General features: G+C 71.4%; 15 protein-coding genes and 2 pseudogenes. 10 read left to right on the forward strand and 7 right to left on the reverse strand.

From position 1 onward, the window contains the following. Positions 1-114: 114 nt before the first annotated feature. Both AB5J54_RS38645 and AB5J54_RS38650 read left to right on the forward strand, forming a co-directional pair. Positions 115-1236, forward strand: a complete 1122-nt coding sequence (locus AB5J54_RS38645; RefSeq protein ID WP_369148628.1) for a PrpF domain-containing protein — start codon at positions 115-117, stop codon at positions 1234-1236. Between the two features lie 107 nt (positions 1237-1343). Further along, entirely contained in the window at positions 1344-2597 is a 1254-nt protein-coding gene (locus tag AB5J54_RS38650) for an SLC13 family permease (protein WP_369148629.1), read from the forward strand. Between the two features lie 159 nt (positions 2598-2756). Here AB5J54_RS38650 and AB5J54_RS38655 read toward each other — a convergent pair whose 3' ends face one another. The 3 genes from AB5J54_RS38655 to AB5J54_RS38665 form a co-directional block, all read right to left on the reverse strand. Then, positions 2757-3200 carry a DUF2267 domain-containing protein gene (locus tag AB5J54_RS38655; RefSeq protein ID WP_369148630.1) on the reverse strand — a complete coding sequence of 148 codons (444 nt, stop codon included), beginning with the start codon at positions 3198-3200 and terminating at the stop codon, positions 2757-2759. 59 nt (positions 3201-3259) lie between these two features. Beyond that, positions 3260-3655, reverse strand: coding sequence for a DUF2267 domain-containing protein (locus AB5J54_RS38660; RefSeq protein WP_369148631.1), 396 nt, complete (start codon positions 3653-3655; stop codon positions 3260-3262). 99 nt (positions 3656-3754) lie between these two features. Continuing rightward, a complete protein-coding gene (locus AB5J54_RS38665; RefSeq protein ID WP_369148632.1) occupies positions 3755-4186 on the reverse strand; it encodes an Hsp20/alpha crystallin family protein in 432 nt (143 codons plus the stop codon). A gap of 128 nt (positions 4187-4314) precedes the next feature. Between AB5J54_RS38665 and AB5J54_RS38670 the strand changes: the two genes are divergently transcribed. Next, positions 4315-4944: a type III effector protein gene (locus AB5J54_RS38670; RefSeq protein WP_369148633.1), complete on the forward strand. Its 630-nt coding sequence runs from the start codon at positions 4315-4317 to the stop codon at positions 4942-4944. On the opposite strand, the pseudogene AB5J54_RS38675 reads toward AB5J54_RS38670, so the two are convergent. Next, positions 4943-5056, reverse strand: a pseudogene (locus AB5J54_RS38675) (IS481 family transposase); the annotation flags it as partial. The gene AB5J54_RS38670 and the pseudogene AB5J54_RS38675 sit on opposite strands and share 2 nt — an antisense overlap. Positions 5057-5135: 79 nt before the next feature. On the opposite strand from AB5J54_RS38675, the gene AB5J54_RS38680 reads away from it, so the two are divergent. The 4 genes from AB5J54_RS38680 (at position 5136) to AB5J54_RS38695 (ending at position 8603) form a co-directional block, all read left to right on the forward strand. Then, positions 5136-5309 (forward strand): hypothetical protein, encoded by a 174-nt coding sequence (locus tag AB5J54_RS38680; RefSeq protein WP_369148634.1) that lies wholly within the window; start codon positions 5136-5138, stop codon positions 5307-5309. A gap of 86 nt (positions 5310-5395) precedes the next feature. Next, complete coding sequence (locus AB5J54_RS38685; protein ID WP_369148636.1) at positions 5396-6373, forward strand: YihY/virulence factor BrkB family protein; 978 nt, start codon at positions 5396-5398, stop codon at positions 6371-6373. After that, the gene (locus tag AB5J54_RS38690; RefSeq protein WP_369148637.1) at positions 6363-7358 is read left to right on the forward strand and encodes a glutathione S-transferase family protein; all 996 of its coding nucleotides are present in this window, start codon (positions 6363-6365) and stop codon (positions 7356-7358) included. Before AB5J54_RS38685 ends, AB5J54_RS38690 begins: the two co-directional genes overlap by 11 nt. Before the next feature lie 102 nt (positions 7359-7460). After that, a complete protein-coding gene (locus tag AB5J54_RS38695; protein WP_369148638.1) occupies positions 7461-8603 on the forward strand; it encodes a mechanosensitive ion channel family protein in 1143 nt (380 codons plus the stop codon). A gap of 49 nt (positions 8604-8652) precedes the next feature. Here the strand turns inward: AB5J54_RS38695 and AB5J54_RS38700 are convergent, their stop codons facing one another. Then, a complete protein-coding gene (locus AB5J54_RS38700) occupies positions 8653-10173 on the reverse strand; it encodes a catalase (RefSeq protein ID WP_369148639.1) in 1521 nt (506 codons plus the stop codon). A gap of 309 nt (positions 10174-10482) precedes the next feature. Here AB5J54_RS38700 and AB5J54_RS38705 point away from each other — a divergent pair. Together AB5J54_RS38705 and AB5J54_RS38710 are read left to right on the forward strand one after the other, a co-directional pair. Then, positions 10483-10682, forward strand: a pseudogene (locus tag AB5J54_RS38705) (hypothetical protein); the annotation flags it as partial. A 257-nt stretch (positions 10683-10939) separates the two neighbouring features. Next, complete coding sequence (locus tag AB5J54_RS38710; RefSeq protein ID WP_369148640.1) at positions 10940-11893, forward strand: aldo/keto reductase family oxidoreductase; 954 nt, start codon at positions 10940-10942, stop codon at positions 11891-11893. A 50-nt stretch (positions 11894-11943) separates the two neighbouring features. On the opposite strand, the gene AB5J54_RS38715 is transcribed toward AB5J54_RS38710, so the two are convergent. Both AB5J54_RS38715 and AB5J54_RS38720 read right to left on the reverse strand, forming a co-directional pair. After that, positions 11944-12201, reverse strand: coding sequence for a WhiB family transcriptional regulator (locus AB5J54_RS38715; RefSeq protein ID WP_369149601.1), 258 nt, complete (start codon positions 12199-12201; stop codon positions 11944-11946). Positions 12202-12257: 56 nt separating this feature from the next. Further along, positions 12258-12713 carry an SsgA family sporulation/cell division regulator gene (locus AB5J54_RS38720; RefSeq protein WP_369148641.1) on the reverse strand — a complete coding sequence of 152 codons (456 nt, stop codon included), beginning with the start codon at positions 12711-12713 and terminating at the stop codon, positions 12258-12260. Between the two features lie 302 nt (positions 12714-13015). Here AB5J54_RS38720 and AB5J54_RS38725 point away from each other — a divergent pair, with 302 nt between their 5' ends. Then, positions 13016-13384 (forward strand): PRC-barrel domain-containing protein, encoded by a 369-nt coding sequence (locus tag AB5J54_RS38725; protein WP_369148642.1) that lies wholly within the window; start codon positions 13016-13018, stop codon positions 13382-13384. The last annotated feature ends 173 nt before the right edge of the window (positions 13385-13557 follow it).

The following is a 13557-nucleotide window of genomic DNA, read 5'->3' on the forward strand; positions in this document are numbered from 1 at the left end:
ATGGCTCTGCGAAGGTCTCCGCAATCGCCGAGCGGTTCACCGGCTCGCCATACGCCCGTAACCGCTGCCTCGGCCCTTTCCCTCCCCTTCGTCGATCCAGGAAGAGCCTCAGACGTGCACATTCCCGCGACTCTGGTGCGTGGCGGCACAAGCAAGTGCTGGCTGTTCAACCAGGTCGAAGTCCCTGCCGACCGTGGCGACCTCGAACGGCTGCTGGTCGCCGCGTACGGCGCCACCGACCCCGTGGAGCTGGACGGGGTGGGCGGGGCGACTCCCACCACCTCGAAAGCGGCCGTGGTCGGCGCCTCGCCCGAGCCCGGCGTCGACGTCGACTACCTGTTCGCTCAGGTCGGCATCGGGACGGGCTCGGTGGAGTGGACGAGCAACTGCGGCAACTGCGCCACCGGCGTCGCCCTGTACGCGGTGACCAAAGGAATGGTTCCGGTCACCGGCGACCTGACGCGCGTGGTGATGCGCAACACCAATACCGGCGCGGTCCTCGAAGGGATCGTCGACACCCGCGGAGGCGTGGTGCACCACTTCGGCCGCCAGACGGTACCCGGCACCCGTGCCGGCGGGGTCGCGGTCGGCCTCACGTTCCGCGACCCGGCCGGTGGCACGACCGGCTCGCTGCTCCCCACCGGCCAGGCCGCCCAGGAGCTGCGGGTCGGCCTCGCCGAGCCGGTACGCGTGAGCATGGTGACCGCAGGAGCTCCGGTCGTCCTCGTCGACGCCGCCAGTGCCGGGCGTACCGGTGCCGAGTCACTGGAGCGGATGAACGCGGACGTCCCCTGGCTGCGCACCGTCCGGCACACCGCCGCACCCCTGATGGGGCTGCTCGAGCCGGGCGAGGAACCGGGTGACGCGGTGCCCAAGGCGGGCCTGGTCGGCCCGCCGGTGCCGTACACCACCACCCTCGGTGAACCCATCGGTGCCGAGGACTACGACGTGTCGGTGCGCATGCTCAGCATGAACGCACCGCACCCCGCGATCGGCCTGACCTCCGCCGTCGCCGTCGCGGCGGCCGGACTCCTCAAGGGGTCCGTGGTCTCCCGGGCCACGGGCGGCCCGGCCGACGAGTGGTTGCGCCTCGGCACGCCCGCCGGCGTCGTCGCGGTCCGCTGCACCGATGTGAGGAACGGCCTGCCGCACCGGGTCACCGTGCAGCGCGCGGCCCGTCTGCTCGCCGACGCCCGCATCTACGTACCGGGAGCAGGCAGCCCGCAAGCCGCCTGAGCCGCGACGAACATCACCTCGGTCACGCCGGTTCCCAGCCGTCCGCACCGGGATACCCTCGCGCCCTCGGGGCGCGCCACCCCGTCCCCACCGCACCAAGGACAAAGATGTCTGCTGAAGTGATCTCCATAGGCGCCCTGCTGGTGATGTTCGTGCTCGGTACCGTGCTGCCGATCAACCTGGGCATCCTCGCCTTCGTCGCCACCTTCGCCGTCGGCACTGCCTCGCTCGGGCTCACCGAGGCCGAGATCTTCGACGGGTTCCCGGCCAAGCTCTTCGTCACGATCGTCGGAGTCACCTACCTGTTCTCCGTCGCGCGCCGCAACGGCACCATCGACTGGCTCGTCGCGGCCGGCGTCAGGCTGGTACGCGGCAAGGTGCAGCTCATCCCCTGGGTGCTGTTCCTGGTGGCCGCCCTGCTGACGGCGTTCGGTACGTTCACCCCGGCCGCGGTCGCGATCCTCGCGCCGATCGGCATGAACTTCGCCTACCGCTACAAGCTCAACCCGCTGGTCGTCGGCATGATGGTGATCAGTGGCGGGCACGCGGGCGCGTTCTCCCCGCTGGCCGTCTCCGGTGCGCTGGTCCTCGGCCTCGTCGACAAGACCGACGTGCAGGTCTCCGCCGTGACGCTGTTCAGCGCCAGCTTCCTGATCAACCTGGTGCTCGCGATCCTCACCTACGCCCTGCTCGCCAAGCGTCCCGCCCCGCTGGTCGAGGGTGCCGAGGAGGTGGCCGCCGACGAGGAGCTCGCCGTCTCCGGCAGGCCCGACTGGAGGCAGTGGCTCACCCTCGCCTCTCTGTTGGCCCTCGTCGTCGGCGCGCTCGGCTTCCACCTGGAGATCGGCTTCCTCGCGCTGGCCGCCGGCGCGCTGCTGGCCCTGGTGGACATGAAGCGGCAGGAGAAGGCCGTCGACGGTGTCAGCTGGTCCACCCTGCTTCTGGTCGCGGGCATGATGACGTACATCGCGATGCTGGAGAAGGCCGGTGTCATCGAGAAGATCTCCGAACACGCCGCCCACCTGGGCGCCCCGCTCGTCGTCGCCCTGCTGCTGTGCTTCACCGTGGCCATCACCTCCGCCTTCGCCTCCTCCACCGCGATCCTCACGGCGATCATCCCCATCGCCGTACCGCTGCTGCTCTCCAGCCACCTCAGCGGTGCCGGACTGATCGCCGCGCTGGCCGTCTCCACGACGATCGTCGACACCTCCCCCTTCTCGACCAACGGAGCACTCGTCCTCGGCAACGCCCGCGGGGTGGACTCCCGCCGCTTCTACCGCCAGGTCATCGGCTACACCGGCGGAATCGTCGCCCTCGGCCCCGTCGTCGCCTGGGGCGCCCTGGTCCTGCCCTGGTCATAGCGCGAGGACCGACGACGGACAGCGGAGGGCGCCGAGCCGGACCACGGCCGGCGCCCTCCGTGCTGATTCCGTGTGCAGGGCCAGGGGATAGGGATGCGGTCGGCGCCCGGCCGGAAATGGGGGCGGGCCCTTGCTGCGTCCTGGGGGCCGGGTGCTCGTTCACACGGCCGAGTTGAGTTCGGCTTGGCCGAACAGCAGGGCCCAGCCGGTGGGGAGCTGGTGGAGGATGCGGGTGATGAGGTCGGGGCCGGCGTGGGCGGTGACGGCGGCGAAGACGGAGCCGGTGTCCCAGCGGGTGGTGGCCAGGGAGGCGCCGGAGCGGGCGGCGAGGTCCTTGACGAAGGCCCAGCCGCCCAGCGGCTGGGGGTCGGGGATCTGCGCGGTCAGGACGCGTGCGGCCTCCAGGGGCAGGCAGGCGGCCAGGTCGACACGTTCGTCGCCGGTCAGCTGGCGTCCCAGCCCGGAAAGGACCAGCCGGACGGCTTCGTCGGCCCGCTCGCGGGTGGAGTAGGCGCCTTCGTAGCGGACCTTCTCCAGCATCTGCTCGTACGCCGTCCCGTACGGCTGCTGGTGCTCAAGCGGTACGCGCACGTCGGTGATCACTGCGGTGCATGCCTTTCGTCGAGCCAGGGTGGGATGGTGCCGATGTGCGGCACACGTGGTCAGGTGGGTTGGGGGCGGCCGAAGAGGAGGTCGTAGCCGACCGGGAGCTGGAGCAGGATCTGTCCCATCAGGTCCTCGCCCGCGGTGTCGGCGACCGTGGACAGGACGGCGCTGACGTCCCAGGTCGCGGTCTGCTCGGTGGCGCCCTCGATCCAGGCTGCGGTCGCCCTCACGAACCGCTCCGGTGGCAGCGGTTCGGCGCTCTGGAGCGGGTTGAGCAGGATCAGGGCGAATTCCTCCGGCAGGCGTGCCGCGAGCTGGGCGCGGACTTCGCCGATCAGGTGCGCGCCGAGCAGGGCGAGGACCACGCGGGCCGCGCGCTCGGCTTCCTCCGCAGTGCCGTACTCGCCGCGTTCCTGCACGTGGTCGAGGAACGCATCGCGTCGCAGAGTCATCTGACCGCCACCCCTTACTTCTCAGGAATCCCATGGGGGTGCGGAGGGCGGGGTGAGGGGGAGATCAGGTGCCCGTCCTCCGCACCTGTCCGGCCGGTGTCAGCCGGAGATCTCCTTGCGGCCGGAGCCGACGCCGATGGAGATCTTGCGGGGCTTGGCGCGCTCGGCGATCGGGATGCGCAGGCTGAGCACGCCCGCGTCGTAGTCGGCCTTGATGTGCTCGGTGTCGAGGGTGTCGGCGAGCACGATCTGGCGGGAGAAGACGCCCAGCGGCCGCTCGGACAGTTCCATCTGCACGTCGTCGGCCTTCGCCACCGGCCGGCGCTCGGCCTTGACGGTGAGCATGTTCCGCTCGACGTCGATGTCGATCGCGTCCGCGCTGACGCCGGGCAGGTCGAAGGCCACCACGTACTCGTCGCCCTCACGGTAGGCGTCCATCGGCATCGCCGACGGCCTCGACCAGGTGCCGGGACCCGCCAGCTGCTGTGCCAGCCGGTCCAGCTCACGGAAGGGGTCAGTGCGCATCAACATCGTGAAACACCTCCAGCGGGTTGTCGGCAGTTGCTGCCAATGCGCTGCACTGACACCGTTGTAACATGTCATCCAATGGATGACAAACACGATGTCGTCGACCTGATGACAAGCCCGAGGCGGTGCCCGTGACCCCGTCCGACCAGCCGTTCTCGCCCCACACCGACGCCCACAGCCCGGCGTCGTTCCTCGCCGCCGCGGCGGCCCTTCACGCCATGGACGAGGCTCTGCGCGCCGCACAGCAGGAGACTCCCGACGGCCCGGACGCCGGGCCGGGACCGGAGCAGGCCCTTGCCTCGCTGGCGCTGCTGCGGCAGGTCCGCGAGCAGCTCGCCGGATGGGAGACCGGCCTGATCGAAACCGCCCGGGACGCGGGCGCCAGCTGGGCCGACCTCGCCCCGCCCCTGGGCGTCGCCAGCCGTCAGGCCGCCGAACGCCGCTACCTGCGCGGCCGCCCCGGACCCGCCGGGACCACCGGCGAGCAGCGTGTGACGGCCACTCGCCAGGCCCGGGCCACGAGGCGCACCACCGCCTCCTGGGCCCGCGCCAACGCCGCCGATCTGCGCCGCCTCGCCGGCCAGATCACCGCCCTCACCGACCTGCCCGCAGCCGCCCGCCGCCCCCTCGACGAGCTCCACGCGGCCCTCGCCCACGACGATCCCGCCGACCTCATCGGCCCCCTGACCGCCACCCGCCCCCACCTGGCCGCCGCCCACCCCGACCTCGCCGCCCGGCTCGACGCCCTCACAGCCCCGTAGAGCCGAGCTTCTTGATGTCGACGTGGAGCAGTTCACCCGGGCGTGACTGCTCATAGCGGCGGATGACCTGGCCGGTGGGTCGGTCCAACCGGCGCAGACGGTTCAGGTGGTGCGGCCGGCGTCGCCTACACCTTCCGGGGCCAGGCGGACACCCTGGGACGCGATCCCCCGACACCCTGCGTAGCGCGGCGGTGCCGGCCGCCGTCCTGGAGGGCCTAAGACGCAGACGGCACGCGGAGGCGGCCGCGCTCCTCGAACGCTGCGTCCGGGACTACGAGCGCATCTACGGCCCGGGGTACCGCCGCCAGCGGTCCGCCGAGGAGAAGCCGGCCTGGCTGAGGGACGACACGGGGCACGCCTTCTGAACGGGTCGCCGTCAGGGTCCTCGCGCACCACGGCCCGAGGGCCGCGGGAGGGCGTAGTCCGGGCGTGCGAGGGTATCCGCCCGTGCATGGCCGACCGGGAAGTTCCTCAGGAAGACCGTGCGGCGCCCGCCGCGCCCGCCCCCGCCGCCCTCACGTACGACGGCCTGCTGGCCCTCTTCCCGTGGCTGCTCGTGCTCGTCTCGCTGCTCGGCGTCAGCGGCCGGTCGACGGCGGACAAGGTCCTGGACAGCCTTGGCGAGCTCACGCCGGGCCCGGCCCGCGACGTGCTCGGCCAGGCCGTGGAGAACCTGCAGGGGGCACCCGGTACGGGAGCCGTCATGGCGACGGTCGGCGTGCTGCTCGCCCTGTGGTCGGCCTCCGGCTACGTGGGAGCGTTCACGCGCGCCGCCAACCGCGTCTACGACGTCCCCGAGGGCCGCCCGCTCTGGAAGGTACTGCCCATCCGCCTGGGGCTGACCACGCTGCTCGTGCTCATGGCCGCGGCGAGCGCGCTGATCGTCGTTCTCACCGGCGAGGTGGCGCGCCGCGCGGGCGATGTGCTGGGCGTCGGCGACTCCGCGCTGACGGTGTGGTCGATCGCCAAGTGGCCGGTTCTGGTCGTGCTCGTGGCGATGATGCTCGCGCTCCTGTACTGGGCGAGTCCGAACGTCGAGAGCAGGGGCTGGCGGTGGATCACCCCGAGCAGCGCCCTCGCCCTGCTGATCTGGCCGGCCGCCTCCGCCGGGTTCGCCGTCCACGTGGCCGAGTTCGCCTCGTACAACAGGACCTACGGCACGATGGGCGGTGTCGTCGTCTTCCTGATCTGGCTGTGGATCAGCAACCTGGCCGTCCTCCTGGGCCTGGAATTCGACGCGGAGACCCTGCGGCAACGGGCGGTCGTCGGCGGTATGCCGCCGGACCAGGAGCCGTACGTCGAGCCGCGTGACACCCGCTCGTGGACCGAGGAGGAGGAGCGGGCGGTACGGGACGAGCGCGGGCCCGACGGCCCCGAGGGCGGTATCCACGCGAAGGGTACGAGGAAGGTGCGGTCCCATGACCGGTGACGGCTCGTTCGAGCGCGACCGCACGTACATCACGACCCGGATCACGGCGGACGGCCGGGACGGCTTCCCGGTGGAGGCCGGGCGCTATCGCCTCGTCATCGCGCGGGCCTGCCCGTGGGCGAACCGGAGCGCGATCGTCCGACGCCTGATGGGACTGGAGGACGTGCTTTCCCTGGGGATCGCCGGGCCCCTGCACGACGAGCGCAGTTGGTGCTTCCACCTGGACCCGGGCGGCCGGGACCCCGTCCTCGGCATCGAGACACTGCGGGAGGCGTACGTCCGCCGTGAACCGGACTATCCGAGCGGCATCACGGTGCCCGCGATCGTCGACGTCCCCACCGGCCGGGTGGTGACCAACGACTTCGAGCGGATCACGCTCGACCTGGGCAGCGAGTGGGCGGCCCACCAGCGGGACGGAGCGCCGGACCTCTATCCGGAGGGGTGGCGCGACGAGATCGACGACGTGGCCGACAAGGTGTACCGGGACGTCAACGACGGTGTCTACCAGTGCGGGTTCGCCACCGGCCAGCGGGCGTACGACACGGCGTACCAGCGCCTGTGGGCACGGCTGGACTGGCTGGAGGAGCGGCTCGCCCGCCGGCGCTATCTGGTCGGCGACACCCTCACCGAGGCCGACGTCCGCCTCTTCCCGACCCTGGTGCGCTTCGACGCCGTCTACCACGGCCACTTCAAGTGCAACCGGCAGAAACTGACCGAACTCCCGGCACTGTGGGCCTACGCGCGGGACCTTTTCCAGACGCCCGGCTTCGGCGACACGATCGACTTCGCGCAGATCAAGGCGCACTACTACGTCGTCCATCACGACATCAACCCGACCGGGGTCGTCCCCCGGGGCCCGGACACCCGCGGCTGGCTCTCGCCGCACGGGCGGGAACAGCTCGGCGGCCGCCCGTTCGGCGACGGGACCCCGCCTCCGCCACCGCCGCTTCCCGAGCGCGTGCCGCGGGCGGGCCGGGCGGGCTGACCGCCGACCGGCGCCGCGGTACTCCTCCGGCGGATGTTTGGCGTGCTCGCCTGCGGTGAGGCGTACGGGACGAACCTGTTCGACTCATCGACTGGGGAGCACATGGAGAGCGTTATCCGACTGGCGATCTCCGTCGGCGGCTCGGCGCTGGCCGCCTTGGCCGTCTGCCGTGCGGCGGACCTGCTGGCACGGTTCGCCGACGCGAGGCATCCGGAGACCCCGCTGTGGGGGCTGCTGCGCCGCTGCCGCACGCCGCTGTACGTCGTCGTGCTGGCCGCCCTGCTCAGATGGACCTACCCGATGGCGTCGCCCGGACGGGGGCCGCTCGAAGAGCACGCGGGGGCGGTGACCCGCGTCCTGCTGCTGTGCCTGATCGGCGGAGGCGCCTGGCTCGCGGTACGGACGGTCGCGGCCGTCGTCGAGTCCTCGTACGCGCGCTACGCCGGACGTTCACGCGACGCCGCCCGGCTGCGCCGGGTCCGTACCCAGGTCACCCTGATCATGCGGGTGGTGTCCGTCGCCGTCGGGGTGCTCGCCGCCGCCGCGGCCCTCGTCACCTTCCCCTCGTTCCGCACCCTCGGCACGTCCCTGCTCGCCTCGGCCGGCATCATCGGCATCGTGGCCGGTGTGGCGGCCCAGTCGACGCTGAGCAACCTCTTCGCCGGCTTCCAGATCGCCTTCGGTGACATGGTCCGGATCGGTGACACCGTCGTCGTGGACGGCGAGTGGGGTGTCGTGGAGGAGGTGACGCTCACCTTCCTCACGGTCCGGACCTGGGACGAGCGTCGCGTCACGCTCCCCGTCTCGTACTTCACCTCGCGGCCGTTCGAGAACTGGTCGCGCGGCGGCGCGGAGATGACGGGGTCGGTGTTCGTCCACTGCGACCACTCGACACCGGTCGCGCTCGTCCGGGCGCACCTCCGGGAGTTCCTCACCACGTGCGACACCTGGGACGGGCGGGGCTGGGACCTCGCCGTCACCGACACCTCACCGACCGGCATCACGGTGCGGGCGATCGTGACCGCCAAGGACGCCGACGACCTGTGGACGACCCGTTGTGCCGTACGGGAGGAGCTCGTCGGCTGGCTCGCGCGGGAGCATCCGGGCGCCCTCCCCAAGGTCGTCACCGCTCCCGCGGCGGACGCCTTCGACCGACCGTGGGAGAACGCCCGGGCGCCGCGGCAGCGACGCCCCCGTCAGCCTGCCCGGAACCCCACCCGGCCGGGGGACACGCCTTCGGACTGAAGGCATGTCCCCACGCCGGCCGGGGGCCCTGTCAGGCCTGTTCCCGTACTCAGGCCTTTTCCTGCATGGAGCGGCGGGCGGGGTTGCCCTGTTCGGCCGCCTTGGGGTCCTTCTCGTCGGCCTTGGCCCGTACGCCCTGGGTGATGCGCTCGCCGACGGCCTTGTCGATGTTCGTCCAGTAGGCGAAGGCACGCTCCATGACTGGCTCGGAGACGCCGTTGAGCAGGTGACCGACGACGTTGTCCACCAGACGGTCGCGGGCGGCGTCGTCCATCACCTCGCGCACGAGGGTGCCGGGCTGACCCCAGTCGTCGTCCTCCGGGTGGGAGACGTAGGCCGCCCGGGTGATCTCGCCGTCCGCCGCCCAGCTGGGCGGGGTCCCGTAGCGGTCGGTGTCGGCGGCCGGTCCGCCCTTGGAGTTCGGGGCGTAGACCGGGTCGGCCGTCTTGCGGAAGGCCATCGCCCCGTCCTTCGAGTACGTGTGGACGTCGACGACGGGCGCGTTCACCGGGAGCTGCTGGTAGTTGGCGCCGATGCGGTGGCGGTGGGCGTCCGCGTACGAGAACAGCCGGGCCAGCAGCATCCGGTCGGGGCTGGGGCCGATGCCGGGGACGAGGTTGTTCGGCTGGAAGGCTGCCTGCTCGATCTCGGCGTGGTTGTCGGTGGGGTTCCGGTCGAGCGTCATGCGGCCGACCGGGATGAGCGGGTAGTCCCCGTGCGGCCACACCTTGGTGAGGTCGAACGGGTTGAACCGGTAGGTCGCGGCGTCCTCGTACGGCATGACCTGCACGTGCAGCGTCCAGCTCGGGAACGCGCCGTCGCGGATGTGCTCGAACAGGTCCCGCGTGTGGTAATCCGTGTCGACGGCCGCCATCTGGTCGGCCTCGTGCTGGGTGAAGAACTCGATGCCCTGGTCGGTCTTGAAGTGGTACTTCACCCAGAACCGCTCACCCGACTCGTTGATCCACATGTACGTGTGCGAGGTGTAGCCGTTCATGTGGCGCCAGGAGCGCGGGATGCCACGGTCCCCCATCAGCCAGGTGACCTGGTGGGCGGACTCCGGGGAGAGGGTCCAGAAGTCCCACTGCATGTCGTGGTCGCGCAGGTTGTTGTCCGCGCGGCGCTTCTGGGACCGGATGAAGTGCTGGAACTTCATCGGGTCCTTGACGAAGAAGACCGGCGTGTTGTTGCCGACCATGTCGTAGTTGCCTTCGCTGGTGTAGAACTTCACCGCGAAGCCGCGCGGGTCGCGCCAGGTGTCCGGGCTGCCGCGCTCGCCGGCGACGGTCGAGAAGCGGGCGACCAGATCGGTGCGGGTGCCCGGCTGGAACAGGGCCGCCTTCGTGTAGCGGCTGACGTCGTGGGTGACCTCGAAGTGGCCGAACGCGCCGCTGCCCTTGGCGTGCGGCTGGCGCTCGGGGATCCGTTCGCGGTTGAACTGCGCCATCTGTTCGATCAGATAGGCGTCCTGCATCAGGATCGGACCGCCCGCGCCCACGGTGAGCGAGTGTTCGTCGCTCTCCACCGGGGCGCCGGAATCGGTCGTGGTGGAGGGTCGGCTGTCGGTCATCGGTGGTGCTGCCTTTCCTCGTGCTGCACGGTGGCGCGCTCCTCGGTCGGGGCCGGCCTGTGGGCCCGGCGCGCAGGGCCGTTCTCCGTCGGTCGAGGGGCACGCCACCTGGGGTGTTCTCCGACACGGCCCTGCCTCCGTGGCCCCCTCCCGGTGTCGTATCGCCTCACCCGCCGCCGCCATGTCAAACGTCGCCCGGCGCGCGACAGCGGGGCGGCGACCTCTCCGCCCCGCGCACGCACATCCCAGCCTGAGCCCAGTCGGCCGAAGCCACCACCGGAGCACCGGTCGAAATTGTTTACGTACGTGGGCAACCAACAGGTCGCGGTCGACCTGGAGAAGGACGCCCGGCTGCTGCCCGACTCGATCCGCGGGACCCGCACGTTCTTCGTCGCGAGCGGCAGCATGGCCGCGTATCTCGACACTGGCGGCATCGACCAGGGCAGCGTGACCGTCGACGAGAAGCGCACCACCGCCACCTCCGGCTGCCGCACGCACGGCTCGCCGAGCTCGGCGGCAACGTTCTCCTCCACCGGCGCGCTCCTCGGCTACGTCCTGGTGGGCCGCCGCCTGGGCAGGGCCGTGCATCCACGGCGCCGGGGCCGATGGTGGTCGCGCCGCCGTGCCTGAACGACGGGCGGGCGGTGGGCCCGTCCACGCCTGACGGGCGGTGGGCCCGTACCCGTCCGACGGGCGGGCAGGTGGGCCCGTACCCGCTGCACACCGTCCCGGGCATCGGGTCGAGTGCGTGTGCGAAGGTGGCCCGGTGACCCTTCCCGAGAAGACCGACGACCGCCTCCTCCTCGGCTGCATGGGCCTGGGAGGAGGCTGGGACGCGGAGCCCCACACGGCCGCCGACATCGACGCGGCGGAGGCCGCCGTCGAGGCGGCGCTGGACAGCGGCATCACCGCGTTCGACCATGCCGACATCTACCGGCGCGGAAAGTCGGAAGCCGTCTTCGGCGAGGTGCTGGCCCGTTCGGCGGGGCTCCGTGAGCGGATCACGCTGCAGACCAAGTGCGGCATCCGGCTGGCCGACGGGGACCGGCCCGGCCTCTACGACCTGCGGGGTTCCTCCGTCGTCCGCAGGGTCGAGGAGAGCCTGGAGCGGCTGCGCACCGACGTCCTCGACGTCCTCCTTCTGCACCGCCCCGACCCGCTGGCCGACCCCGCCGACGTCGGCGACGCCCTGACTTCGCTCCACCGGCAGGGCCTCGTCCGCCGATTCGGCGTCTCGAACATGAACGCCGCGCAGATCGCCCGGCTCCAGGCCCACATGGACCTGCCGCTCGTGGCCAACCAACTGGAGATGAGCCTGCACCGGCGCGCCTGGCTGGAGGACGGCGTCCTCGTCAACACCCCGGAGTCCGCGGCCAACGGTTTCCCCGCCGGTACCGTCGAGCACTGCCTCACCCACGACATCGAGCTCCAGGCGTGGGGAGCGCTGGCCCAGGGGCGCTACACCGGGGCGCGGGGGACCCGGCAGGAGGCGGCCACCGCCGCGTTGGTGACCTCGCTCGCCGAGGCCAAGGGCACCACGCCGGAGACGATCGTGCTGTGGTGGCTGCGGCGCCATCCGGCCCGGATCGTCCCCGTGATCGGGACGTCGAACCCGGCGCGCATCCGTGCCTGCCGGGACGCCGCGACGGCCGGACCCGACCTGAGCCACGACGAGTGGTACACCTTGTGGATCTCCGCCCGGGGCGCCGCTCTGCCATAGCCGCGTTCATGTGCCGCAGGGCCACCCCGCTCCGTGCGGGGCCCAGTGGCTCAGTTCGCCCTGTCGGCGCGGCGACGTGCCCCTCGCTTCAGGGATTGCCGCTCGTCCTCGCGCAGGCCGCCCCACACTCCCGTCACCTGGTGGGAGTCGTCCATGGCCCAGCGCAGGCACTCCTCGCGTACGGGGCAGCCCCGGCAGATCTCCTTGGCCTCCTCGGCCTGGATCAGCGCCGGTGCGCCCGTCCCGACCGGGAAGAAGAGGTCGGGGTCGACATCCTGGCAGGCCGCACGTGCACGCCAGCTGTCCAGCATCAGTTCCTCCTGTCACCTGAGTTCGTCTCGGTCCCTCGCGCGGGATCCCGTCCCTACGGGCGGGCGAAGAGCTGGGAGGTCTCGGCCCCCCAGTCGATCCGCGCGGCCTCCGCGCCCTCGGGCACGGAGACGTACGTCTCGTCCAGCCAGGTCCGCAGACCCGCGCGGTCGACGTCCACCACGGCGAACGCCCCGGCCTGGCCCAGCCGCATGTGGACGCGTCCTTCCCGGCCGCCGTCGCGCAGCGGCCACAGCCGGACGTCGCCTTCGCCGCTCAGGACACGCGTCCCGGAGCGCAGCAGCTCCCGGGAGAAGATCCAGTCGACGACCCGGCCCGGCGGAAGCCGGAACACGATGTGCACCGCCCAGGGGTCGGCGGGGTCGTAGTGGAACGTGGCCGGGACGGGCAGGCCCATTCCGCCCTGGACCTGACGGGCGGTGGTGTGCCACGACCGCACGGGGGCCGCCGCGCTCGGCTGAGTGGTCTCGTGCCGGCTCGAATCAGACATCGTCACCCGTTTCCGTCGGTGGGAACGGCGCCGCGCCTGGGCGGCGCCGTACCTCCGCCCGTAACCCCGGACACGGATTTCACGCCTCCCCGACCGGAGAACCTGCCGATCGGCCCGAGCCCGCCACGGAGTTGCGCGCCGGGGTCGGCCCCCGGGCCGGAGTGAAATCGGGTGAATGCGTCGCCGAGGTCGGGGCAGGCGGACCTCAGGCGGGGAATTCACCCCGCCGCGCACGGAACACGGAAGAGGAGGGCGGCGGCGATGCGGCGACTGCCCTCGCCTACCGGAGGAGTTGTTTTCGCGTGACTGAGCACGTGTGGAGCTACAAGTCGACCTCGGGTCACCTGGCCGGTACCGATCTGACCGGCTACAAGGTCGAGGCGATCGACGGCGGCATCGGGAAGGTGGACAAGCACTCCGACGAGATCGGCGACGCCTACCTGATCGTGGACACCGGAGTCTGGATCTTCGGCAAGGAGGTCCTCCTTCCGGCCGACACCGTGGTGCGGATCGACGTGGACGAACGGAAGATCTTCGTCGACCGGACCAAGGAGGAGATCAAGGACGCGCCCGAGTTCCACCGCGACAAGCACCTCGGGGACCCGGACTACCGCCGCGAGCTGGGCACGTACTACGGCCTGGGAGGCCCGTTCGGCGGCCGGATCGTCTGAGTCGCCGTGTGACGGCCGCTTGAAGGGTTCTGCGACGTCCGCATGAAGGAGGGCCCGCGCTCATCGAGCGCGGGCCCTCCTCCTTGTGTCCGGCCCCGCCGAACTGTGCGAGATGTCCCTTTTTGTAGTGACTTAAAGGGTGAGTCAGGTCACTCTCCGCAACGCATCGCGCA

It is taken from the genome of Streptomyces sp. R44, from assembly GCF_041053105.1.
Lineage (GTDB): Bacteria > Actinomycetota > Actinomycetes > Streptomycetales > Streptomycetaceae > Streptomyces.

Bases quoted from the DNA above. Each gene is read 5' to 3' on its own strand.
- AB5J54_RS38650 (WP_369148629.1), top strand. From the start codon at position 1,344: ATGTCTGCTGAAGTGATCTCCATAGGCGCCCTGCTGGTGATGTTCGTG.
- AB5J54_RS38695 (WP_369148638.1), top strand. From the start codon at position 7,461: ATGGAGAGCGTTATCCGACTGGCGATCTCCGTCGGCGGCTCGGCGCTG.
- AB5J54_RS38685 (WP_369148636.1), top strand. From the start codon at position 5,396: ATGGCCGACCGGGAAGTTCCTCAGGAAGACCGTGCGGCGCCCGCCGCG.
- AB5J54_RS38720 (WP_369148641.1), bottom strand. From the start codon at position 12,713: ATGTCTGATTCGAGCCGGCACGAGACCACTCAGCCGAGCGCGGCGGCC.
- AB5J54_RS38700 (WP_369148639.1), bottom strand. From the start codon at position 10,173: ATGACCGACAGCCGACCCTCCACCACGACCGATTCCGGCGCCCCGGTG.
- AB5J54_RS38660 (WP_369148631.1), bottom strand. From the start codon at position 3,655: ATGACTCTGCGACGCGATGCGTTCCTCGACCACGTGCAGGAACGCGGC.
- AB5J54_RS38690 (WP_369148637.1), top strand. From the start codon at position 6,363: ATGACCGGTGACGGCTCGTTCGAGCGCGACCGCACGTACATCACGACC.
- AB5J54_RS38665 (WP_369148632.1), bottom strand. From the start codon at position 4,186: ATGTTGATGCGCACTGACCCCTTCCGTGAGCTGGACCGGCTGGCACAG.